Genomic DNA, 20,616 nt, shown 5'->3' with positions numbered 1-20,616 from the left:
CATGGCCGTGGACGACACCGCACCACGCCGTGGCCCCATCCCAGTGGCAGACCTGTTCGACACTGCGCTGCAAGGCCTTGCGCCCAAGTCCCAGTCCCAACCCAGCCCCGGCGCACCTGCAACTGCGGCAGCACCATCGCCTACGCCCAGCACATCCGGCGATGCCTTCCTGTTCAGCGGGAATCGGCATGAGACCGTGCCGCGGCGGCTGTTCCTGGATCGCCGCCTGACGCCGCTGGAACGCAACGCCTGGCAAGTCTTCCGGCTGATGCTCAACCACGATGGCGTGACCGCATTCCCGACCTATGAGCAACTTCGACCGTGGCTGGGCTCGATGCCTTGCGCCGGGCAGGCATCGCATGAAACGGTGGCGCGGGCGCTGACGCTGCTGCGCCTCACCCGATGGTTGAGCCTGGTGCGGCGACGACGCGACCCGAAGACCGGCCGCATCCTCGGCAACCTCTATGTCCTGCACGATGAACCCCTGACGCCGTTCGAGGCCATGCAGCTCGACGCCGACTACTTGGCGCTGGTCAGCCAATCCCTGGGGCATTCGGCTAAGGCTGTGCAGATCGTCGGGCTGAATACGCTCAAGGAGATCGCGGACGATCCATTGCTCTCCGGTCGCACACTGCCTTCACGGTTGCAGGTCCTGGCCGAACGTCTCACCAGTCAGGACATCGCGATCAGCGAAAGTTATCCACAAGAGGATGCCTCTCACGATTCCGAAGAAGGGGTTGCGAGCCTTCTTCGGAATCGTGATGACCCCACTTCGGAATCCGAAGCAGGGACGAAACCCGCGCAAGACGCCTCTCTTCGGAATCCGAAGCAGGCCCGTACAGTACGTAGTAGTTGTATTAATGAAGTACGTACTACCGCGCACGAGCGCGGGCATGCGCGCGCACTGGGCGATCTGCAATGGCCCAAGCGCTTTACGGAATTGAAGGAAGAGCAGCAGACAGGTGCCAGGGTGGCATTGCAGCAGGTCGATGCCGCGCTGAGACAGGCCGTGCTGGACGAATGGGCCACACGATGCGGAAGCCACGGCATTCGCAATCCTGCGGGCTATCTGTTCGGCATCATCCAGCGGGCGATCCATGGCGAGTTCAACGCCTGGGCCAAGAAGGACGCGCCATCGGCACCCGTCACGCCAAACGAGCAGCGACCCGGAACACCACCACCTCAACCGCAGGGCAAGCCGGTGTCGTCAGAAGTCGCCAGGCAGCACATCGAACGGCTGCGCGATCTGCTCGCCAACAAGTGAAGCGGCCGGCAAGGCTGTGAAAGCAGACGCCCATGGATGCCAGTGGAACTATCCCCAGGGGATAAATCCACTGACGGCTACGGCATCGAAGCACTACGCACCAGGCCTTGATCGCCTGTCGAGGAATCAGCCTTGTCCGCGCTGATCCAGCGCCTGCAGCGTTCCTTGGCGCTCGATGGAACTATCCCCAGGGGATAGCTCGCGCCACATCAGCCCGCCACACCTTGAACCGGGGTCAGGCGGGTTTCGGTTTGTTGACTGACTGCCTTCCGCTTCCTGCCGAAGCTGGCTGCTCCTTTTCCAAAAACGAGCGGACACCATGGCAACCAATGAACCTCTGCAACTGAATCTCGGAGCGCTGCGCAGCGCGATGTCGCTCACGCTGCACACGCACCACGCTTCCCGCATCTGGCACGGCCGCGCCGCTGCCGAAGGACGACCGGGCATCGTCGGCTTGAACGGCTACATCGCCCAGATGAACAAGATGCGGCGCGGCTCGGAGCAGGACGACCCGTATTCGGACGGGTGGATGTTGCGCATCGAGGACAAGCTCGACCAGACCAAGGCCACGCTGCAATCGCTGCGCGAGCAGGTGGAACAGGCGCTGGCGAACGTGCCAGCGGCACTCAGCCTGGGCGAGAACCTCAACGTCCAGCCCGTCAAGCTGCCCCTGTTCGTCAATGCGCAGCTCGGCTTTGCCGCCGTCTATCTGCTGGCCGACTACGACGACATTGCCCGCAAGCTGATCCTCGCGCATCACACGGCGCTCATCGATCGCTCGACGCTCGAACGCTGGCTCAATGAAGGCGCGCATGCGTTGCGCAGCCTGTTCTCGCTGGCCCAGCAGTACCGCTATTCGGGCTGCACCCGCGACGACTTCGCCGCGAAAAATGCCGCAGCGCGGGCGGCGTTGGAGAAATTTGGCGAACTGCCGCAGGACGTACTGGAAGGCACACGCCGCTCGAAGTTTGCGCCGCCCATCGTGCGCCGTGGCCTGCAGCAGCGCGGTGATGAGCCTGCCGCAGCACCGTCCCCCGGCGAAGAAGCGCCTGCCGCCAATCCGGCCGAGGGCAACACCGGCGAGGACGAGCCGGCATGAGCGGCCCGAATCACGAAACCCGATACTTCCGGGATCTGCAACAGACAGCCTTCATGCGGCTGGAACACGCGGCCTCTCTAAAAGGCCTTTTAAAGCCTTTTAAAGGTAAAGGGGACTTGGAGGCCTGGGCCAGCCAGTGCTTCGCCATGCGCGACGCGTTGATTGGCCTGGCGCAGCGACAGGTGCTGCAACAGGCGTTCGGTCATCCCTTTCACCTGCTGCCTGTGGAACTGGCCCAGCAGACCACTGGCGCAGGAACAACCTTTCTGCGCTGGCGCAGGCACGACCGCTCGGTCATGGGCGTGGCCCTGTGGCAGGAACTGATGGCGAGCACCGCCACGCCGGTCAACCTGCTGGCCGATCTGCATGCCATCGAGCTTCAACGCATCACGCTGAACATGCAGATCAGCCTGTTGCACACCCTGGGCAGGCAGGCGCAGGAATGCGCCAGCAAAGCCGCCGAGGCGGATGACGCCTACCTGCGCCGGCTCAAGTCAACCCCACCCGCACTGCGCGATCAGTGATCGCGCCGGGCAACCTGCGCCCGCTGCCGACCAGGTGCGGGTATTTCAACCACCATGGAGATTGCAACATGAGCACGCATTTTTCCGGCGAAGGCAACATCGGTTCGCCCCCTGAGTACCGCGAATTTCCCAGCGGCAACGATGAACCGCGGCGCTTGCTGCGGCTGAACGTCTATTTCGACAACCCCGTCCCCACCAAGGGCGGTGACTTCGAGGACCGCGGCGGCTTCTGGGCTCCCGTCGAGATTTGGCATCGCGATGCCGAGCACTGGAAGGACCTGTATCAAAAGGGCATGCGCGTGCTGGTCATCGGCCGCATGGAGCGCGAACCCTGGACGGACAACGAGGAACAGCCGCGCGAAACCTGGCAGATCAACGCCCGTAGCGTCGGCATCCTGCCGTACCGCATCGAGTCTGTGACCCTCAGCCCGAAGCCGCAGCAGGAGGCAGCAGAGCCAAAGCCCCAGGCCAACGACGATTCGGCTGCGCCGAAAGAGACCAAGCGCAGGAAGTAACCCGGCATGGAGGGCGGCCAGCATTCTTCGCCGCCCTCCATGCAATCAGTGCGGAGAAGGCCGAACCCTCGGCAGGCAATCAAGACCTGGTGTACAGAAGTTCGGTGCCGTAGCCATTGGTGGAATTATCCCCTGGGGATAACTCCATGGAAGTCCACTGACTTCCACGCGCTCCCGGAAATCGCGGCTCCCGACGTACACACCCTCGGCCACGCGCCATTTCCCCTCCCGTCATTGCACCCCGTGAAAGCGGTCGCCACCGCATGCGGCTTGTTTGCTGCTGCCTCTGGCAGTGATCGGCATCCTCGAATCCAGCAACTCCATGAACTACGGAATTCGGATGGACGGACATGCGGCTGTTCTTGTGCGAGAAGCCCTCTCAGGGCAAGGATATTGGCCGTATTCTCGGCGCCACGCAGCGCGGTGAAGGCTGTCTCAACGGCTCCGGCGTCACCGTCACCTGGTGCATCGGCCATCTTGTAGAAGCAGCAGCACCCGAGGTTTATGACGCAGCGCTCAAGCGCTGGTCGCTGGAGCAGTTGCCCATCATTCCCCAGCAGTGGCGGGTCGAGGTCAAGCCGAAGACCGCCACGCAATTCAAGGTCGTCAAGGCCCTTCTGGCGAAGGCGACCCATCTCGTCATCGCGACCGATGCCGACCGCGAAGGCGAACTGATCGCCCGCGAGATCATCGAGCTTTGCGGCTACCGCGGCCCCATCGAACGCCTCTGGCTCTCGGCGCTCAACGATGCGTCGATCCGCACCGCGCTCGGTAAGCTGCGGCCTTCAGTCGACACGCTGCCGATGTACTACTCGGCGCTGGCACGCTCGCGCGCCGACTGGCTGGTGGGCATGAACCTCAGCCGGTTGTTCACCGTGCTGGGCCGGCAGGCAGGCTACGACGGTGTGCTTTCGGTTGGCCGCGTACAGACGCCGACATTGAAGCTCGTGGTAGACCGCGACCGCGAGATCGCGGCTTTCAAGTCGGTGCCGTTCTGGGCCATCGACGTGTCCCTGTCCGCAGGCGACCAGGCTTTCAGTGCGCAGTGGGTTCCGCCCGATGGCTGCACCGACGACGCCGGCCGATGCGTGCAGCAGCCCGTCGCCCAGCAGGCCGCGCAGCAGATTCGCGCCGTGGGTAGCGCCCAGGTGGTATCCGTGGAAACCGAGCGTGTGCGCGAAGGCCCGCCGCTGCTGTTCGACTTGGGGACGCTTCAGGAGGTTTGTTCCAAACAGCTCGGGCTGGATGTGCAGGAGACATTGGAGATCGCCCAGGCCCTGTACGAAACGCACAAAGCCACCACGTACCCGCGTTCGGATTCCGGCTATCTGCCCGAGAGCATGTTCGCCGAAGTACCTACGGTCCTGGACAGCGTGCTCAAGTCCGATCCCTCTCTGCGCCCAATCATGGACCAGCTCGATCGCTCCCAGCGCTCACGCGCCTGGAACGACGGCAAGGTCACCGCCCACCACGGCATCATTCCCACGTTGGAGCCCGCCAACCTCTCCGCCATGAGCGTGAAGGAACTGGCGGTGTACCGGCTCATCCGGGCGCATTACCTCGCCCAGTTCCTGCCCCATCACGAGTTTGACCGCACCGTGGCGAATCTCGCCTGCGGTCAGCAGACGCTGGCGGCCACCGGCAAGCAGGTCATCATCAGGGGCTGGCGTCTGGTGTTGGCCGAGCCGCAGGCAGACGAGGACAGCGAAGGCGCAGCGCGCAGCCAGGTACTGCCGGCGCTGCGTGACGGCCTGGCATGTCAGGTGGCCGAGGCCGACATCAAGGCGCTCAAGACGCTGCCTCCGAAGCCCTATACGCAGGGTGAACTGGTCAAGTCGATGAAGGGCGTTGCGCGCTTCGTGACCGACCCGCGCCTGAAGCAGAAGCTGAAGGACACGACGGGCATCGGCACCGAAGCCACGCGCGCCAACATCATCACCGGCCTGCTGACGCGGGGCTATCTCGTGAAGAAGGGTCGCTCCATCCGTGCATCGGAGGTAGCTTTCACACTGATCGACGCCGTGCCCGCAGCGATTGCCGACCCCGGCACGACTGCCGTGTGGGAGCAGGCGCTCGACATGATCGAGGCCGGACAGCTCACCCTGGATGTGTTCATCGGCAAGCAGGCCGCCTGGATCTCGCAACTGATCGCGCAGTACGGCAGCACCTCGCTGTCCATCAAGGTTCCCCAAGGACCGCCTTGCCCGCTCTGCGGTGCTCCCACGCGCCAGCGCACCGGCAAGAGCGGCCCATTCTGGTCGTGCAGTCGCTACCCCGACTGCAAAGGCACGCTGCCGGTCGAGTCCGGCACGTCCAAGCGTGGTGCCTCGCGCGCCCCGCGCCGCAGCGGCACAGGCCGCAAGGGCGCCTGACCGACCCCGTTCCCCGTGAGCCGTCCCCGCCATCGGCGGTGTGGCCCGTGTCCCGCATGCCCTGCGGGACGCCCAGCGCGCATTGCCTTCCCGATTCGTGTGCGCGTCCCGCCCGGCCGTCCCCGGCCGTGGGACCTGAAGGTGGCTTCTTCCGCGAACAGCGCTGCGCGCGTTCTCCTGATCTGCGCTTCTTCCGCCCCTGCGAAGGGTCCCCCGATGGCTTGCCTTTCCAGGCTGCGCGAACCATCGGGAGACCCTTCGTGGTCAGCGGTATTCGGTGCCGGTGCCCGCCGGTGCAAAAACGGGCTCCCTTTGTGCGCGGATGTGCGCCTAGACGATGCCGGCCCCAGCCACGACATGGGCCGGGTGTGATTGCTGACAGCAGACGGTTCTAGCGACGACCGGGCCTGCAACAGCCCACGGGTGGTTATTCATTCCTCCCGAGCCGAAGGCCGCAGGGCCTTCGGCACCTTTCTCCTGCCCATCAACGTCCCGGCCCGCCTTGACTCCAGTTCAAGCCCTGGGCCACACGAACAGGAGATCCGACATGCACCTTCAACACCCTTGCGTCACCGCTGCGCCGCGCGCCGCACCGCTGCTCTACGGCAGCGTGTGCAGCGGGATTGAGGCCGTGAGCCTCGCCTGGCAACCCCTCGGCCTCAAAGCCGCGTGGTTCGCCGAGATCGATGCCTTCCCGAGCGCCGTGCTCGCCCACCACTACCCCCGCGTTCCCAACCTGGGCGACATGACCGCGATCGCCCGCCAGGTGCGGGCCGGCGCTGTGCCCGCGCCGGACATCCTGGTCGGCGGCACCCCGTGCCAGTCGTTCAGCGTGGCCGGCGCGCGGCGCGGTCTGAATGACCCACGCGGCGCCTTGACCCTTGCCTATGTGGAGTTAGCCAATGCCATCGACCAAACCCGCCACCAAGACCGCCGCTCGCCGGCCACGCTCGTCTGGGAAAACGTCCCGGGCGTCCTCAACGACCGCAGCAATGCCTTCGGGCACTTCCTGGGCGCATTGGCCGGAGAAAGCCGTGCGCTCCAGCCGCCAGGGGATCGGTGGGCGCACGCAGGTTGTGTGTGTGGACCCCGCCGCCGCATCGCCTGACGCGTGCTCGACGCCCAACATTTCGGCGTCGCCCAACGCCGCAAGCGTGTGTTTCTTGTGGCAAGTGGTGGAGATGACCTCGATCCCGCCGAAGTACTTTTTGAGCGCGCAGGCCTGCTCGGGGATTCTTCTGCGGGCTGCGCGCCGTGGCAAGAAGCTGCCCGCACTGCTGGATCTGGCGCTCAAGCAGCAGGCAGCGGGTACGCAGGACTGAAGCAACCCTATGGCAAGGTCACGACGACGTTCGGGTTCAGTGGCGGCACTGGCCCCGTCGATGTTGCGGCATGCCTGATGGCCGCAGGCCCCAAACACGACATCCGCACCGAGACGTTCATGGTGCAGTCGATCGCCGGAGACATCGCCCACACCCTCGATACCGCCAACAACGGCAAGGGCAGCAGTGAGGACGGCACGGGCAAGGGTGTCCCGATCATCGCCTTCACCGCCCAGGGCAGCGGCGCGGATGCCACGCTCGACCGGTCGCCGACGCTGCGTGCCGGCGGGCATCGCAACAGCCATGCGAACGCCGGCGTCGTGCCCGCCATCGCCTTCGCGCAGAACAACCGCGGTGAAGTGCGCTTCGAGTCGGGCCATGGACAGGTGGCCTGCACCGTCCTGTCCAGCGGCAAGCCGGGATACGGAGTGCCAATGGTGGCTTGCGTTGCCCTGCGGGGACGGCAGCAGGGCCTTGCCGCCGAGCTGGGCGGCGACGTTGCGGCGGCCTTGCGCACCAGCGGCGGCGGTGCCGACAAGCTCCACGTGCTGGCTCCCGACTTCGAGGCGTATTTCCGCTACGACTGGAACGACCCGGGCCCCGGTGACTGGTCGCACTGGCGGGTGCGCCGGCTGATGCCGGTGGAGTGCGAACGGCTGCAAGGCATGCCCGACGACTACACGCTGATCCCGTATCGCGGCAAGCCCGCCGCCGACGCCCCGCGCTACAAGGCCATTGGTAACTCCATGGCCGTCCCGTGCATGGCATGGTTGGGCCAGCGGCTGGTGCAGCGCCTGCACAAGACGGACGCAACCGATTCGGATTGATGCGCGACGCGAAAGGCGGCTGACGCCATTCTCATCCCTGCATGGCCGAAGCGTCGGCGACTGCCAGCAGCCACGGTCTTTCAGGCTGCGCCGCGGACTCTCCCGCGTCGACCTCCTTGTCCGCATCGCACCGTGCCACGGACACGCGCCCGCCCCGGGCGTTGGTGCTGCATCTCCATCGGGCCTGTCCGCCCATTTCCCCCAGACCGGCCATTGCCGCCCAGCACGCCATCGCGGCGGGCTTCGGTGTGCGCCGCTTCCATCCCCGCGCCTGACCGGCGCACCACCTCATCCAAGGAACCCTGCCATGAGCACCATCCGTCTTCAGACGAACCAGAACCGCCTGATCGAAACCTATCGCTATGCGTTCACCCAGGCCTCGATGCTGGGCGAGCTGCTACAGAACGCCCGGCGCGCCAAAGCCCGCCACATCCACATCTCCACCGAAGGCGACACGCTCACCGTCAGCGACGACGGCGAAGGCATCGCCAACCTCCAGAGCCTCATCTGCATCGCCGAATCTGGCTGGGACGAGGAACTGAAGGTCCGCGAAAACCCTTTCGGCATCGGTGTCCTCTCCACGCTGTACTTCGCGCGCAGCCTGCGGGTGCATTCGCTGGACATGGCGTTTCGCGCCACCACCGCTGCGATCATCAGCGGTGAAGACATCGACGTCATCGCCGCGCCAGCGCGCATCGGCACCGAGATCCGCTTGTGCGGTGTCGAGCCCCCGTACAAAGGCCCGACACTGACCCAGTGGGTCGCCCAGCAACTGGTGCGGCTGTGCGAAGCCTTCCCCGTCCGCGTGACATTCAACGGCACGGAGTGCGAGCGCCCGCTGTCCCGGCCAGGTTTGGCCTGGCGGGATACGGACGTCGGTCAGGTGCTCATCGACCTGGAAGGAGCGCCGTCTCAGTACCGCTGCTACCTACAAGGACTTCCCATCGGAAGATGGCCATCTTCGCAGCGGCACCAGATCGTGAAGTTGCGTGACGACATGATCGCCCGTCCACCGGATCGCCAGCATCTGCTCCATGAGGAAGAGGATGGCAAGCGCATCCAGGCTGCGGTCGAGCTGGCCTTTCGGCAGGCACTGATCGAAGCCAAGGAGCGGCTGTCCGGGGCCGAGTTCGTAATGCTGTACGCATCCACGTGCCTGTCTTCATCGAACGCCGACCTGCTCAGCAGCATCCCCTTCGTGCCGCGCAGTTGGTTCCGCGACTGGCCCCATGAACCGCCAGGCTTTCGCAGTCACTGGGCCAGGTACTGGGATCGCCCTCATGCCGAGGGCGTTGTCGCTCGCGAAGCACTCCAAGAAGCCGGTGTCTGGTCCATCGACGCCGAAGACGATGACGATGTGCCAACCGCCGAGGTCTACCTGGCGGCCAGACAGGCATTTCTGCTGGAAGAACACCGTCTCGATGGCGACCACTGGCTGTTCGAGCTTCTCCACCATGCGGACCCGGATCAGGTCGGCATCCACCACGGCGAGGTTCTCCACGCGGATGACAACCTTCCATTCAACGGCGACATCACTGGCGTCACCTTAGTCGGAACACTGTCCGCCAGCTTTGGGGGAGACACCCGCGAATATGCGGTATCTGCCATCCGCAGGCACGGCCGACTCTACGTGACGCCCCACGCGGGAGACGTCACCAGTCTCTTGTCGGACTACATCTTCGATGACCGCTACGACCAGGCTCGCGAGGACGCGGATGCGCAGACCATCGCCACGTTCATCGCGGTCGGCTGCTCGGTTTCGCCTGCCCGTGCCATTGAGGAACTGCTGCCCAGGTCCTGGCGATACACCCCGCAGCCCAAGCTCGCCGGTGCCACCGTGCGCCTGAGCTTCGACGCCGATGGCAAGCTCGCCAGCGTGCAGTGATCCTCCTTTGCAGCTCCCTTCGGGGAGCTGTTTTTCATGGGGCACGCCAATCCGGTGGCGATGAATTCAGATTGCCGGATGACGCACGGCGACGCTGGGCCGATGCTCCATCGCATGTGTTGCTGCTGTCGCAGCGCCATGCCCGCAGCCAGGGTGTCCAGGCTGCCGTGGGGTCCGCCCACGCCACCCGCCAGTTCGCCTCGGCATCTCACCGGCGAACGCTGCCCACCGGGGCACCGATGCCTCCTTTCTCCAACCCACGGGATGGTCGCCACATCCCGCCAGGGGCGTGTCGCCTGCCGGTCAATTTCAGGACTTCCCATGGAAAACATCACCAAGCAAGACCGTATCACGCTGAAGAACCTCAAGGTGGCCGACTTCGCCAGCGAGGAAACGCTGTGCTTCACCGCCACCGTCGTGTTCGACGGCGCTGCCATCGCCGAGGCCCGCAACGACGGGCACGGCGGTTCGACATTCATCCGCGCGCTCACCGGCAAGGCCGCACTGCTGGCCGATGCCGAGTCGTTCGCCAAAGGCCTGCCGCCCGCCTTGTTCGACCCCGAGCACGAAGGCGCAGAGCCTCTTTCCATCGACATGTCGCTCGATTTCCTTGTCGATCAACTGGCCGATGCCATGCACTCGGAGCGCACGGTGCGTACCGCGTTCAACCGCGACATCGGCAACAAGGTGCTGTTCATCAAGGACGGCAAGCTGAAATACCTCAAGGGCATCAAGCTCAAGGCCATCGCCGACCGCGAGGCGTACTTTGCTGCGCTGCGCGACCGGCAAGACAAGCCCATCGTGATCCTCGCCGAGCTTGCGCCCGAGCAGGCATTCGACTTGTGGAAGCAGCATGTCCTGGGCGACAAGCCCGACTGACCCGGCGCCTTCGCTCCGTCCTGACGGCCCCGCACGACGCGCGGCTGTTTCTTTTTCTGCTGCGCATGAATCGGGACGGGGCCGGATGCGGTTTTTCAACTGACGCAGCGCGGCTCGCGCACGAAGCTGCCCGCATGTTCGCTGATTCGTCAGCACATGCCAGCAGCCAGGGTTCCAGGCTGCGCGGAATTCACTCCGTATCACCCACCAGTCCGCCCAGCATCGTCCTGCGGACGAGCGTCCTCGCGACGCCGATGCACCTTCGTCAACCCCAGCGGGAGCTGCCATCCCGTACGGGCCTGGTCGCCTCGCATCCTCCAAGGAGTCCGACCATGCCACGCGCCTCTTTCGGCGAACTCGCCTTGTTCTGCACCGGCAAGCAATTGCCGCTCGAAGTCCTGCATAGCGCCGCCGGTCACTACATCGGAACGCGCGATTCCCAAGGGCCTGTCTCGCGGGAGTCCCGCGAGTACTTCCGCAGCTTCGCTGCCGCGGAACGCGCCCTCGCAAGAGGCGGCTGGTCTCAGCTCGCCATCCCTTGATCCACTCTATAAGGAATCTCTCATGAGCCAGCTTCCCCTGGAAGTTGCCGAGCAGATCGCACGGGAGCGGCAGCACTTCGTTGCTGCTCCCGATGCGTTCTTCAAGGCATGGAAACGTGGTGTGCAGATCGCAGGCCCCCGGTGGTTTGGCGACTGCACCAAAAAGGGCTTTGAACAAGCCCGCGACAAATGGGATCTATGCCCCAACGTGCGGCAGATCAGCAGGTCCCTGGGCTTACTGAGCAGCGGGGAACGCATGTTCCTCGCCGCGATGGTGAGCTTCTACAACGCCCGCAGGAGCGCGTCTTTGCTGCGCCGCTGCGGGTTTGAAGGCCTGGCCGATCTGAGCGGCCTCGACCTTGCTCGCCGCCGGGTCATCGCCAGCCTGGTGCTGCACTACAACGGCTGGTAAGGCCCTTGCGGGTCACGCCGCCATTCCTATCCACCCCAAACGAGGGACACGTGCCCTCCGGGGGCCGTGTCCCTCCGACTTTTCTGAAGGAGCGACACATGTTCCCCCATCCCAGCTTCGCCGTCGTGCTCGAAGGCGGCCTTGTGCAATCCGTCCTGGTCCAGGACTGGCCGCCGTACAGCCCGACAGCGCCGATCTCGACGCATTGCTTCTGATCGCCACCTGTCTGAACGACGGCCATCACCTGACCGCCATTCAATTCGAGGGGTGCTGGTATTGCAGCAAACCGCGATTGTTCGAGTTCGGTGGCGACGGCAGCTATCTGAGCCGGGAGGTTCAGGTCGCCCGAGCGTCTTCACAGGCCCTCCAACTCGGAGACCAGTTGCGCAAAGCCATTCTGGCCTCCGACGCAGAAGAGGCCTCGGCCGTGATCGCCATGGAGGCCGGCAGCCTACTCGCCGGCATCAATGACGGGCAATTTCGTATGAATGTACGTCGCCGCGTTGCAGAGCGGCTGGCCCAAGCGCCAGCACTCAGTGCTGCCTGACGCATTTTCCACTTCCAACCCACCGGGGTCTCATTCCCCGATGGGGAGCGGCCTCGGTATTCTCTATCCAGGAGTAATCCATGTCCGAGGCCGACAACCCCTTCATCCGCGGTTATTCGAATCTGCGCATTGTTCGTACACTGCTCATCACCTGCGAGGACGATTCTCCGCCGGTATGGCGGCCGCTGCATTTAAGCCAGGCACACCTGCCTGACGATCAGGCAGCACAGTTCCCATGCCTGGTCGGTGCCGACTTCGCACTGATCACCGAGGGCCAGGAGGTACCTGCCGATCTGGAGGCACTGTGCCAAACCGAAGGCATCGTGCGCTCGGTGGTCTACGCAATCGAGGGCTATGACTTCGACGGTCGCCCATGCCATATCGGGGACACCTACTCTGAAGAGTCAGCTCGGGAGGTGATTCGACGGCTGAGCTTCGAGACCGGCTACTACAGCCGGTGCTGGGAAATCAGCAGTGCACACATCAGCCACGAAACCGGCCAGTACCTCGCCAATCTGGCAGACCTCGCCACGCCAGAGGCCTTCCTGTTCATCGCCTTCCGGGTGCCGTACAGCCCGGCGATCGGCATCAAGCTGATCTCCACGCCCTGGACGGATAAGAACCTGGAGTATTCCGAAGGCATCAGCGCGGAACAGCTTCGCCAAGAGCACCGGAGCAAGGGCATGCCCGACGACCTGGCGAACATCCTTGACCTGGCTGGCCAGGCCGATGTCCGCATCCTCATCCTCGACGCAGACGCGCCCGTGTTGCTGGGTCTGCCGTTGGGCGAGTCGTAGTAGCCGCGTTACGCGCCAACATTCCTCTTTGTCCCCCATGCCGGTCCGTCTCCTCACCAGGAGCCGGGCTAGTCCATTTTCATAGGAGCAACCCCATGTTCCCCGACCTCATCTCGCCCGCATGCGACTTCGAGCATCAGCTTGGAGCCTGCGTCAACGCCATGGGCCAGGACGACGCCATCGGCCAGATCCTGGTCTTCGAGCGTATGAGCGGCACGCTGCACATGCGCCATATCGACAGCGCCGACCTGGCGGACACCGACATTGACGACTACGAAATGGTCGTCTTCGACGGTGGCAGCACCAGCGGCGACACGTGGAAGCATGTGTTCTTCCCGCGTCAGCGCGAGCACTACTTCGTGTACGAAGCTTGACCTACCCAGCCCCTTCCGAGGGGCTTTTTCTTCTTGACCATGGCTCCAGATCGGTATTCGCTGAACTGCACCGCAGCTCGATAAAGTCGATTTATCAAGAAATACCGCGCGTGCATCACATGCATGTGCTTTCTGAAACTTGAACTGACGATGCTTTGCAGCCTCAACGAATTCCTGGCCTGCCGCTCAGATCGCCGCTTGACCGACCCGCCGGCTCAACGCCTCGGCGCTTTCCTTGCGCTCGCTGTACCGATCAACCAGATACGGCACCGCGTCGCGGGTGAGCAGCGTGAACTTCATCAGTTCTTCCATCACGTCCACGATGCGGTCGTAATAGGCCGAGGGCTTCATGCGTCCGGCCTCGTCGAACTCCTGGTATGCCTTGGCGACCGAGGACTGGTTCGGGACGGTCAGCATCCGCATCCAGCGGCCCAGCACGCGCATCTGGTTGACGGCGTTGAACGACTGCGAGCCGCCCGACACCTGCATCACCGCCAGCGTCTTGCCTTGGGTCGGGCGCACCGCGCCGACCGACAGCGGAATCCAGTCGATTTGCGTCTTCATCAGGCCGGTCATCGCGCCGTGGCGCTCCGGCGAACTCCACACCATGCCTTCGGCCCATTGCACCAATTCGTGCAGTTCCTTGACCTTCGGGTGATCGGCCGGCGCATCGTCCACCAGTGGCAGGCCGGACGGATTGAACAATCGGGTTTCGCCGCCCAGCGCCCGCAGGATGCGCGCGGCTTCTTCGGCTGCGAGGCGGCTGAACGAGCGTTCGCGCAGCGAGCCGTAGAGCAGCAGGAAGCGCGGCGCATGCGTGGCCCGTGCCGGCGCGAACAGGTGTTCGGTGTCCGGTTGCTGGAACAGCGCCGCGTCGATGTTCGGCAGGTCGAGACGGGATTCAGACACGGCGGCCTTTCTCATCGACCACTGGCTCGCCGTCCTCCTTGTTGAACGCGCCGCGCTGCGGCTGCGGCAGCAGGTCGAGCACGGCTTCCGAAGGCCGGCACAGGCGCGTGCCTAGCGGCGTGACCACGATAGGCCGGTTGATGAGGATGGGATGCTGGAGCATGAAGCCGATCAGGTCGTCGTCGCTCCACCTCGGGTTGCCCAGGTCGAGTTCGGCATAGGGCGTGCCTTTCTCGCGCAGCACGTCTCGCACCGGCACGCCCATCGCCGCGATCAGCGCCTGGAGCGTGTCGCGGTCGGGCGGCGTTTTCAGGTACTCGATGACGGTAGGTTCCTCACCGCTGTTGCGGATCAAGCCGAGCACGTTGCGCGAGGTGCCACAGGCCGGGTTGTGGTAGATCGTGATGGTGCTCATGGATGCCTCTTGGAGATTACGAAGTAGTCGGGCGGCGCTCGTACCAGCCGCGCGAGCGGTTGACCACGCGCACCACCAGCAGCATCACCGGCACCTCGATGAGCACGCCGACCACGGTGGCCAGCGCCGCGCCGGAATGGAAACCGAACAGGCTGATGGCCGCGGCCACGGCCAACTCGAAGAAGTTGCTGGCGCCAATCAACGCGGATGGTCCAGCGACGCAGTGCTTTTCGCCCGCCTGGCGGTTGAGCCAGTAGGCCAACCCGGAATTGAAGAACACTTGAATCAGGATCGGCACCGCGAGCATGGCGATCACCAGGGGCTGGCGGATGATGGCCTCACCCTGGAAGGCGAACAGCAGCACCAGCGTCAGCAGCAGCGCGGCGATCGACAACGGGCCGATGCGTTCCAGTGTCCGATCAAATGCGGCTTGGCCCCGGCGCAGCAGCGCACGACGCCAGAGCTGCGCAAGGATGACCGGAATGACGATGTACAAACCCACCGACACCAGCAAGGTGTCCCACGGCACCGTGATCGAGGACAGGCCCAACAGCAGGCCGACGATGGGCGCGAAGGCGAACACCATGATGGTGTCGTTCAAGGCCACTTGCGACAGCGTGAACACCGGATCGCCGCCGGTCAGCCGGCTCCAGACGAAAACCATGGCGGTACACGGCGCGGCAGCCAGCAGGATCAGGCCGGCGATGTAGCTGTCGAGCTGGTCGGCGGGCAGCCATTCGGCAAAGACGTGGCGGATGAAGATCCACGCCAGCAGTGCCATCGAGAACGGCTTGACGGCCCAATTGATGAACAGCGTGACCCCCATGCCGCGCCAATGCTGGCGCACCTGGCCGAGCGCGGCGAAGTCCACCTTCAGCAGCATGGGGATGATCATTACCCAGATCAGCAGGCCGACCGGCAGGTTGACCTGGGCAATCTCCATGCGGCCGATGGCCTGAAATGCGGCGGGCGCGAACTGGCCGAGCGCGATGCCAGCGACGATGCACACCGCCACCCATAGCGTCAGGTAACGCTCAAAGCCGCTCATCGCGGAGTTTGAGGGCGCGGCGCCGGCGGTATCGGTTGCGCTCATCGGGCGGGCCTCACTGGCGGCCGATGTCGCGCAGTTCGCGCTGCAACGACATGGCATCGAGACTCTTGATCGGCAGCGACAGGAACAACTCGATACGTCGGCGCAGCGTCATGGCGGTGTCGAAGAATGCCTTGCTTTGTCGTTCCAGGGAGCCTTCTACGGCTGCCGGGTCAGGCACGCCCCAGTGCGCCGACACCGGCTTGCCCGGCCACAGCGGACAGGCCTCGCCGGCGGCGTTGTCGCAGACAGTGAAGATGAAATCGAACACCGGCGCATCGGGCTTCAAGAATTCGTCCCAGCTCTTGCTGCGGTAGCCCGTTGTCGGCAGGTGCAGCCGCTCTAGCGTAGCGAGCGCCAGCGGGTGAACCTCGCCTTTCGGATGGCTGCCTGCCGACCAGGCGTGAAACCGCCCCTGGCCTATGTCGTTGAGGATGCCTTCGGCGAGGATGGAGCGGGCCGAATTGCCCGTGCAGATGAACAAGGCGTTGTAGGTGGTGGCGGTGGTCATGGCATCAGCAGTCGCAGTGGGTGGTGGTGTTGGAAACCTCGCAGACACCGCCTTGGCAGCAATGCTCGGTCAGGTAGCCAATCAGGCCGTTCATGTGGCTGTACTCGGCGCGATAGATCAGGTTGCGGCCCTGCTGCTCGATAGTGACGAGGCCGGCGTGGGCCAGCTCCTTCAGGTGGAAAGACAAGGCATTGCGGGCCACGTCGAGTTGGTCGGCGAGGACGCTGGGTGTGAGTCCTTCCGGCCCGGCCACGACCAGGGCGCGGAACACGCGCAGGCGTTGGGTGTGCGCCAGGGCGCTCAGGGCGGAAACAGCTTGATCTTCATTCATTATTCAATGATACATCATTTATTGAATTAATGAAGACGCAGCCCACCTTCAAGGCGAAAAGGCATCTCGGCAACAGGGCCAGCTGCGCTCCTCGCGCCAACCGCACGGGACAGCCAGTTGATGGTCCTTGCCATTACCGACGATCGCACCGCGCAGAAAACCTGCTTTCTACGACGCCCCGCAGTTCCTTGCACTTGTACGAACGCCTCGTCAAAAGGGAATTCGACGCCTACCGCCATCCGCTGGCATGCCTCATTGGTCTGGACAGCTACGAACTCACAGCGCGGGAAAGCGGGCACGGCGCGGTGCGGATTTCCACGAGCGCGCCGGTCTTTCCTGGGCCATCCTCGGCACCATGTTCGTCGGCGCTGCCGATACATGCCCAGGCAGTCGAGACCTTCGAGGCTGCAAGCGCGGGAAACCGTGTTGGTCGAATCTTCCTACGGACGCACCGCGTCTATCCACCCACAAGGGATCTCTCCCTTGTGGGCCGGGAATCCCTTGTTTCATCTTCAAGGAGATTTCCCATGGATCGCTCTCTCATCAAGACCCTGATGCCTTCGCTTGTCGCAGGCCATGTCCCCCGCAACGTGCGGTCGTTCAAGTACCGAGTGTTCGACGATCAGCCGAAGTCCTCGACGCTGGGCTTCGCCATCGATCCCCAGCCCTTCGACGGCAAGGTGGTTGCGGCGACCAACGACGCCATTGTCGTCAAGCTCAAGCCCAGCGAGTTCGCGGTGCTCGATCCCAACCTGGTGAGCACTGTTCCCAGTGAAGGCGCCAAGGTGCATGTCCAGCCCTACGCTCGGCGCCGTTTCGACGGCCTGCGCGCGGACACCCCGGAAGTCATCACCGAGACAACCTCGGACGGCAAGCCTTACACCATCACGAGGCACATCCTCGGCTCCGCGCCGGCCAAACTGCCCATCCCCGAGCCGAAGTGCATGGAACTGGGCCAGCTCATCGAGCAGATGGAGGAAATGCCGGCACCCGATGGCTTCCGGCGTATCACCCACATGCTGGTCGATGCGGGCGCCACCGACTTCACATGGGTCGATCCCGCCCCGTCCAAGATCATCGAAACGCCTCCGGCGATTAGCTTCACGGTCTCGACCGCGAAGTTCGTGGGCCAGGTAACGATCCTGTACGACCGCGCGGGCGATACCTACGTGGTGGAACTGAACCGCAATGATGGTGAATCACTCGAACTGGTCGATCGGCACGACGAGGTGTATTTCGACATGCTCGGTGAAGTGCTGAATCGGCTCATCGACGACGGGCGCTGGCGTCAGATCCAGGTGAACGTCATCGATGCCAAGGCGACCCGGCGACGTCAGGCGCTCTCGGCATGACGAGCGAAGTTGGCGACGCTTGGGTGGTGTATTCGCCCAACGAGTCGGCCGTCGGCGACAGCGCCGGCTTCTGGTCCAACGAGTTCGGCTGGGTCACGCTTGACCAGGCCACGTGCTTCTCGGCGGAAGAGATCGGGCGCTTGCAGCCTCCCATCTCAACTGGCGGCGATGCGTGCTTCGTCCCATGGCAGGAAGCGCAGCAGCACTACGGCTGAATACGCATGCCTCTACAGGCCTTCCATCCATTCGGGTGGAAGGCCCTTTCTTTGTGCGCCCAGCATGTGCGTGCTCCTGCGGGTGCAAGTCCCGCCGTAAGTGGATCACGACGAACGAAGCGAAACGCAACTGCATGAGGGCGACCAAATGTGGGGAGGAAGCGTGGAGCGTAAATCGCGAGCCGATGGACAAGAACCGCATAGAAGGCGTTGCCGAGCAGGGGGAGCGGGCAAGGAACCGCGAAGCTCTTGTGGTCAAGGCGAGGCGGCGTAGATGCGGCGGTTGTGCGATGAAGGAGTGCGTGCTTACCTGGGGAGGCCTCGCCTCGATCCTGAAAGGGTAACGGTGTTGAGCCGGAGCGAGGCGTCAGCAGAGGTCGTAGTAGTGCCGCCGTGTGGCCGGTGAGGCCGAAGCGGGGCGCGAAGGGCCGAACGAGAGGGAGTGTCTGAAACCATGTCGATATCTGGGGCCATGCGTCAGAAGCCTGCGCAAGCGGGGCGTTGTGCCGTAGGCCGGGGTGAAGCCCCGGCTGGGGTGTGTCGTGACGAAGCCGAGGGTCCGCGGCCTGGGCAGGAGGGCACAGGGTCGGCGCTGTTGGAAGCGGCGCTGACGCGAGAGAACCTGAAGCGGGCGCTCAAGCGGGTGCGGGCCAACCGGGGCTCGGCAGGCGTGGACGGTCTGGACATAGACCAGACGGTTCAACGGTTGAGGACCAAGTGGCCGCGCATCCGTGAGCGGCTGTTGCAGGGGACGTACCGGCCCAGTCCGGTACGGCGGGTGACGATCCCGAAGCCCGACGGGGGCCAGCGCGAGTTGGGCATCCCGACGGTGACGGATCGGCTGATCCAGCAGGCGTTGCTGCAAGTGCTGCAACCGTTGCTCGATCCGAGCTTCAGCGAGCACAGCTACGGGTTCCGTCCTGGGCGACGTGCGCACGACGCGGTGTTGGCCGCGCAGTCGTACGTGCAGTCGGGGCGGCGCGTGGTGGTGGACGTGGACCTGGAGAAGTTCTTCGACCGGGTCAACCACGACATCCTGATAGAGCGGTTACAGAGGCGCGTTGCCGATACTGGAGTGATCCGGTTGGTGCGGGCGTACCTGAACGCGGGGATCATGGATGGCGGGGTGGTGATGGAGCGGGACCAGGGAACGCCGCAAGGCGGTCCGCTGTCGCCGCTGCTGGCCAATGTGCTGCTCGACGAGGTGGATCGGGAGCTGGAGCGGCGGGGGCATTGCTTCGTGCGCTACGCCGATGACTGCAACGTGTACGTGCGCGGTCGTCTGGCGGGCCAGCGGGTGATGGTGCTGCTGCGCCGGTTGTACGGTCGGCTCAAGCTGAAGGTCAACGAAGCCAAGAGCGCGGTGGCCAGTGCGTTTAACCGCAAGTTCCTGGGATATGCCTTATGGGTGGCCCCGGGCAAACAGGTCAAACGCGCAGTGGCGGCCAAGCCGCTGGCGACGTTCAAGCAGCGTATCCGGGAGATGACCGGGCGCAGCGGCGGACGCAGCCTGGGGCAAGTGGTGCAGAAGTTGCGTGCGTACCTGCTGGGTTGGAAGGCCTACTTCGGGCTGTCGCAAACGCCGGGTGTGTGGCGCGGGCTGGACGAGTGGCTGAGGCATCGGCTGCGGGCAATCCAGCTCAAGCACTGGAAGCGCGGCAAAACCATGTTCCGGGAACTGCGTGCCTTGGGCGCGAGCCACGATGTGGCCCACCAGATCGCGGCCAATGGCCGCCGTTGGTGGCGCAACAGCGGCAAGTTGCTGGGCAGCGTACTGACCGTGGCCTGGTTCGACCGCCTGGGCCTACCTCGACTCGCCTGACCTCAACCTCTCGAACCGCCCGGTGCGGACCCGCATGCCGGGTGGTGTGGCAGGGGCGCAGCCCTAAAGGGCTGCCCCCTATGCCGATCTCTTTCCACACCGGAGATTTCAATCATGTCACTGCGATTCAAAGGCACCGACCTGCGCCCCGTACTGGCCGAAGCCATTGCCAACCAAGGCCGTATCGCCCTCGCCAAGGACCAAGGCGTGTACTTCCTCGCCGAGCACGGGGAACGCCGCCCGGACGGTCGGGTGAAGCTGCTGGCCTATGCCGTCGGCTGCAACCCGGACATCGATCCGTTCGATGACTGGTGGGAACTGGCGCGTACCGAACTGGGCGGCGACGACTTCGGCGAGTTCTTCGACCCGAAGGAAGGTGTCTTCGCCCGCATCCTGCACGGCACCGACGACCTGATGTTGTCCGCCACCGCCACGCACCTGTCGCTGGAGGTGGTTTCACCGGCCTGATGCGGCGATTGCCGCACAGCCTTCACAGCCCCCGACATACGCCACATACGGGGGCTTTCTTTTATCCGCACGCGCAGCCTTTGCCGCGCGTGCGCTTTCGTCTCCGGCCGCCATGGCCTGCCTCGTCGGCCCGACCGCCGACAT

21 protein-coding genes and 1 pseudogene are annotated in these 20,616 nt (G+C 64.4%); 17 read left to right on the top strand and 5 right to left on the bottom strand.

The genetic code is table 11. The features are described from left to right. The first annotated feature begins 1 nt into the window (after position 1). The 13 genes and pseudogenes from A6745_RS03770 (at position 2) to A6745_RS03710 (ending at position 13,359) form a co-directional block, all read left to right on the top strand. Positions 2-1,264, top strand: coding sequence for an STY4528 family pathogenicity island replication protein (locus tag A6745_RS03770; RefSeq protein ID WP_066123904.1), 1,263 nt, complete (start codon positions 2-4; stop codon positions 1,262-1,264). Between the two features lie 319 nt (positions 1,265-1,583). Continuing rightward, positions 1,584-2,363: a PFL_4669 family integrating conjugative element protein gene (locus A6745_RS03765; RefSeq protein WP_066123901.1), complete on the top strand. Its 780-nt coding sequence runs from the start codon at positions 1,584-1,586 to the stop codon at positions 2,361-2,363. Then, positions 2,360-2,887 carry a DUF3158 family protein gene (locus A6745_RS03760; RefSeq protein ID WP_066123898.1) on the top strand — a complete coding sequence of 176 codons (528 nt, stop codon included), beginning with the start codon at positions 2,360-2,362 and terminating at the stop codon, positions 2,885-2,887. Before A6745_RS03765 ends, A6745_RS03760 begins: the two co-directional genes overlap by 4 nt. Before the next feature lie 68 nt (positions 2,888-2,955). After that, positions 2,956-3,402, top strand: a complete 447-nt coding sequence (locus A6745_RS03755) for a single-stranded DNA-binding protein (protein ID WP_066123895.1) — start codon at positions 2,956-2,958, stop codon at positions 3,400-3,402. A 350-nt stretch (positions 3,403-3,752) separates the two neighbouring features. Continuing rightward, a complete protein-coding gene (locus A6745_RS03750; RefSeq protein WP_066123892.1) occupies positions 3,753-5,774 on the top strand; it encodes a DNA topoisomerase III in 2,022 nt (673 codons plus the stop codon). Positions 5,775-6,321: 547 nt separating this feature from the next. Beyond that, a pseudogene (locus tag A6745_RS03745) lies at positions 6,322-7,923 on the top strand (DNA cytosine methyltransferase). 307 nt (positions 7,924-8,230) lie between these two features. After that, positions 8,231-9,808, top strand: coding sequence for an ATP-binding protein (locus A6745_RS03740; RefSeq protein ID WP_066123891.1), 1,578 nt, complete (start codon positions 8,231-8,233; stop codon positions 9,806-9,808). A gap of 321 nt (positions 9,809-10,129) precedes the next feature. Continuing rightward, complete coding sequence (locus tag A6745_RS03735; RefSeq protein WP_066123890.1) at positions 10,130-10,687, top strand: hypothetical protein; 558 nt, start codon at positions 10,130-10,132, stop codon at positions 10,685-10,687. 332 nt (positions 10,688-11,019) lie between these two features. Further along, the gene (locus tag A6745_RS03730; protein ID WP_066123887.1) at positions 11,020-11,229 is read left to right on the top strand and encodes a hypothetical protein; all 210 of its coding nucleotides are present in this window, start codon (positions 11,020-11,022) and stop codon (positions 11,227-11,229) included. A 22-nt stretch (positions 11,230-11,251) separates the two neighbouring features. Continuing rightward, positions 11,252-11,641, top strand: a complete 390-nt coding sequence (locus tag A6745_RS03725; RefSeq protein WP_066123883.1) for a hypothetical protein — start codon at positions 11,252-11,254, stop codon at positions 11,639-11,641. Positions 11,642-11,846: 205 nt separating this feature from the next. Beyond that, the gene (locus A6745_RS03720; RefSeq protein WP_440588417.1) at positions 11,847-12,188 is read left to right on the top strand and encodes a hypothetical protein; all 342 of its coding nucleotides are present in this window, start codon (positions 11,847-11,849) and stop codon (positions 12,186-12,188) included. 80 nt (positions 12,189-12,268) lie between these two features. Next, entirely contained in the window at positions 12,269-12,985 is a 717-nt protein-coding gene (locus tag A6745_RS03715) for a DUF5983 family protein (RefSeq protein WP_066123880.1), read from the top strand. Between the two features lie 95 nt (positions 12,986-13,080). Then, complete coding sequence (locus tag A6745_RS03710; RefSeq protein WP_066123877.1) at positions 13,081-13,359, top strand: uridylate kinase; 279 nt, start codon at positions 13,081-13,083, stop codon at positions 13,357-13,359. Positions 13,360-13,545: 186 nt separating this feature from the next. Here A6745_RS03710 and arsH read toward each other — a convergent pair whose 3' ends face one another. Genes arsH through A6745_RS03685 form a run of 5 tightly spaced genes read right to left on the bottom strand, consistent with a single transcriptional unit; the run spans position 13,546 to position 16,615 of the window. Beyond that, the gene (arsH, locus tag A6745_RS03705; protein ID WP_066123874.1) at positions 13,546-14,268 is read right to left on the bottom strand and encodes an arsenical resistance protein ArsH; all 723 of its coding nucleotides are present in this window, start codon (positions 14,266-14,268) and stop codon (positions 13,546-13,548) included. Then, a complete protein-coding gene (gene arsC / locus A6745_RS03700) occupies positions 14,261-14,683 on the bottom strand; it encodes an arsenate reductase (glutaredoxin) (RefSeq protein WP_066123871.1) in 423 nt (140 codons plus the stop codon). The genes arsH and arsC overlap by 8 nt, the downstream gene beginning before the upstream one ends. A 16-nt stretch (positions 14,684-14,699) precedes the next feature. Then, positions 14,700-15,776: an ACR3 family arsenite efflux transporter gene (arsB, locus tag A6745_RS03695; protein WP_066123868.1), complete on the bottom strand. Its 1,077-nt coding sequence runs from the start codon at positions 15,774-15,776 to the stop codon at positions 14,700-14,702. A gap of 10 nt (positions 15,777-15,786) precedes the next feature. After that, positions 15,787-16,284 (bottom strand): arsenate reductase ArsC, encoded by a 498-nt coding sequence (locus A6745_RS03690; RefSeq protein ID WP_066123865.1) that lies wholly within the window; start codon positions 16,282-16,284, stop codon positions 15,787-15,789. A gap of 4 nt (positions 16,285-16,288) precedes the next feature. Then, positions 16,289-16,615, bottom strand: coding sequence for an ArsR/SmtB family transcription factor (locus tag A6745_RS03685; RefSeq protein ID WP_066123862.1), 327 nt, complete (start codon positions 16,613-16,615; stop codon positions 16,289-16,291). 527 nt (positions 16,616-17,142) lie between these two features. Between A6745_RS03685 and A6745_RS03680 the strand changes: the two genes are divergently transcribed. From A6745_RS03680 to A6745_RS03665, 4 genes are all read left to right on the top strand, one after another. Continuing rightward, positions 17,143-17,967 (top strand): GTPase, encoded by an 825-nt coding sequence (locus A6745_RS03680; protein WP_066123859.1) that lies wholly within the window; start codon positions 17,143-17,145, stop codon positions 17,965-17,967. Further along, positions 17,964-18,182 carry a hypothetical protein gene (locus tag A6745_RS03675; protein ID WP_066123857.1) on the top strand — a complete coding sequence of 73 codons (219 nt, stop codon included), beginning with the start codon at positions 17,964-17,966 and terminating at the stop codon, positions 18,180-18,182. Before A6745_RS03680 ends, A6745_RS03675 begins: the two co-directional genes overlap by 4 nt. A 454-nt stretch (positions 18,183-18,636) precedes the next feature. Further along, on the top strand, positions 18,637-20,004 hold the full coding sequence (gene ltrA / locus A6745_RS03670; RefSeq protein ID WP_066123854.1) for a group II intron reverse transcriptase/maturase: 1,368 nt from the start codon (positions 18,637-18,639) through the stop codon (positions 20,002-20,004). 114 nt (positions 20,005-20,118) lie between these two features. Continuing rightward, positions 20,119-20,472 (top strand): DUF3085 domain-containing protein, encoded by a 354-nt coding sequence (locus A6745_RS03665; RefSeq protein WP_066123853.1) that lies wholly within the window; start codon positions 20,119-20,121, stop codon positions 20,470-20,472. Positions 20,473-20,616: the final 144 nt, after the last annotated feature.

The organism is Bordetella ansorpii, assembly GCF_900078705.1.
Taxonomy (GTDB): domain Bacteria; phylum Pseudomonadota; class Gammaproteobacteria; order Burkholderiales; family Burkholderiaceae_B; genus Bordetella; species Bordetella ansorpii_A.
The sequence above is the reverse complement of the archived record's forward strand: the minus strand, read 5'-3'. Positions and strand labels throughout refer to the sequence as shown.

Coding starts and splice junctions, on each gene's coding strand:
- A6745_RS03770 (WP_066123904.1), top strand. CDS start 2: ATGGCCGTGGACGACACCGCACCACGCCGTGGCCCCATCCCAGTGGCA.
- A6745_RS03765 (WP_066123901.1), top strand. CDS start 1,584: ATGGCAACCAATGAACCTCTGCAACTGAATCTCGGAGCGCTGCGCAGC.
- A6745_RS03760 (WP_066123898.1), top strand. CDS start 2,360: ATGAGCGGCCCGAATCACGAAACCCGATACTTCCGGGATCTGCAACAG.
- A6745_RS03755 (WP_066123895.1), top strand. CDS start 2,956: ATGAGCACGCATTTTTCCGGCGAAGGCAACATCGGTTCGCCCCCTGAG.
- A6745_RS03750 (WP_066123892.1), top strand. CDS start 3,753: ATGCGGCTGTTCTTGTGCGAGAAGCCCTCTCAGGGCAAGGATATTGGC.
- A6745_RS03740 (WP_066123891.1), top strand. CDS start 8,231: ATGAGCACCATCCGTCTTCAGACGAACCAGAACCGCCTGATCGAAACC.
- A6745_RS03735 (WP_066123890.1), top strand. CDS start 10,130: ATGGAAAACATCACCAAGCAAGACCGTATCACGCTGAAGAACCTCAAG.
- A6745_RS03730 (WP_066123887.1), top strand. CDS start 11,020: ATGCCACGCGCCTCTTTCGGCGAACTCGCCTTGTTCTGCACCGGCAAG.
- A6745_RS03725 (WP_066123883.1), top strand. CDS start 11,252: ATGAGCCAGCTTCCCCTGGAAGTTGCCGAGCAGATCGCACGGGAGCGG.
- A6745_RS03715 (WP_066123880.1), top strand. CDS start 12,269: ATGTCCGAGGCCGACAACCCCTTCATCCGCGGTTATTCGAATCTGCGC.
- A6745_RS03710 (WP_066123877.1), top strand. CDS start 13,081: ATGTTCCCCGACCTCATCTCGCCCGCATGCGACTTCGAGCATCAGCTT.
- arsC (WP_066123871.1), bottom strand. CDS start 14,683: ATGAGCACCATCACGATCTACCACAACCCGGCCTGTGGCACCTCGCGC.
- arsB (WP_066123868.1), bottom strand. CDS start 15,776: ATGAGCGCAACCGATACCGCCGGCGCCGCGCCCTCAAACTCCGCGATG.
- A6745_RS03690 (WP_066123865.1), bottom strand. CDS start 16,284: ATGACCACCGCCACCACCTACAACGCCTTGTTCATCTGCACGGGCAAT.
- A6745_RS03685 (WP_066123862.1), bottom strand. CDS start 16,615: ATGAATGAAGATCAAGCTGTTTCCGCCCTGAGCGCCCTGGCGCACACC.
- A6745_RS03680 (WP_066123859.1), top strand. CDS start 17,143: ATGGATCGCTCTCTCATCAAGACCCTGATGCCTTCGCTTGTCGCAGGC.
- A6745_RS03675 (WP_066123857.1), top strand. CDS start 17,964: ATGACGAGCGAAGTTGGCGACGCTTGGGTGGTGTATTCGCCCAACGAG.
- ltrA (WP_066123854.1), top strand. CDS start 18,637: ATGTCGATATCTGGGGCCATGCGTCAGAAGCCTGCGCAAGCGGGGCGT.
- A6745_RS03665 (WP_066123853.1), top strand. CDS start 20,119: ATGTCACTGCGATTCAAAGGCACCGACCTGCGCCCCGTACTGGCCGAA.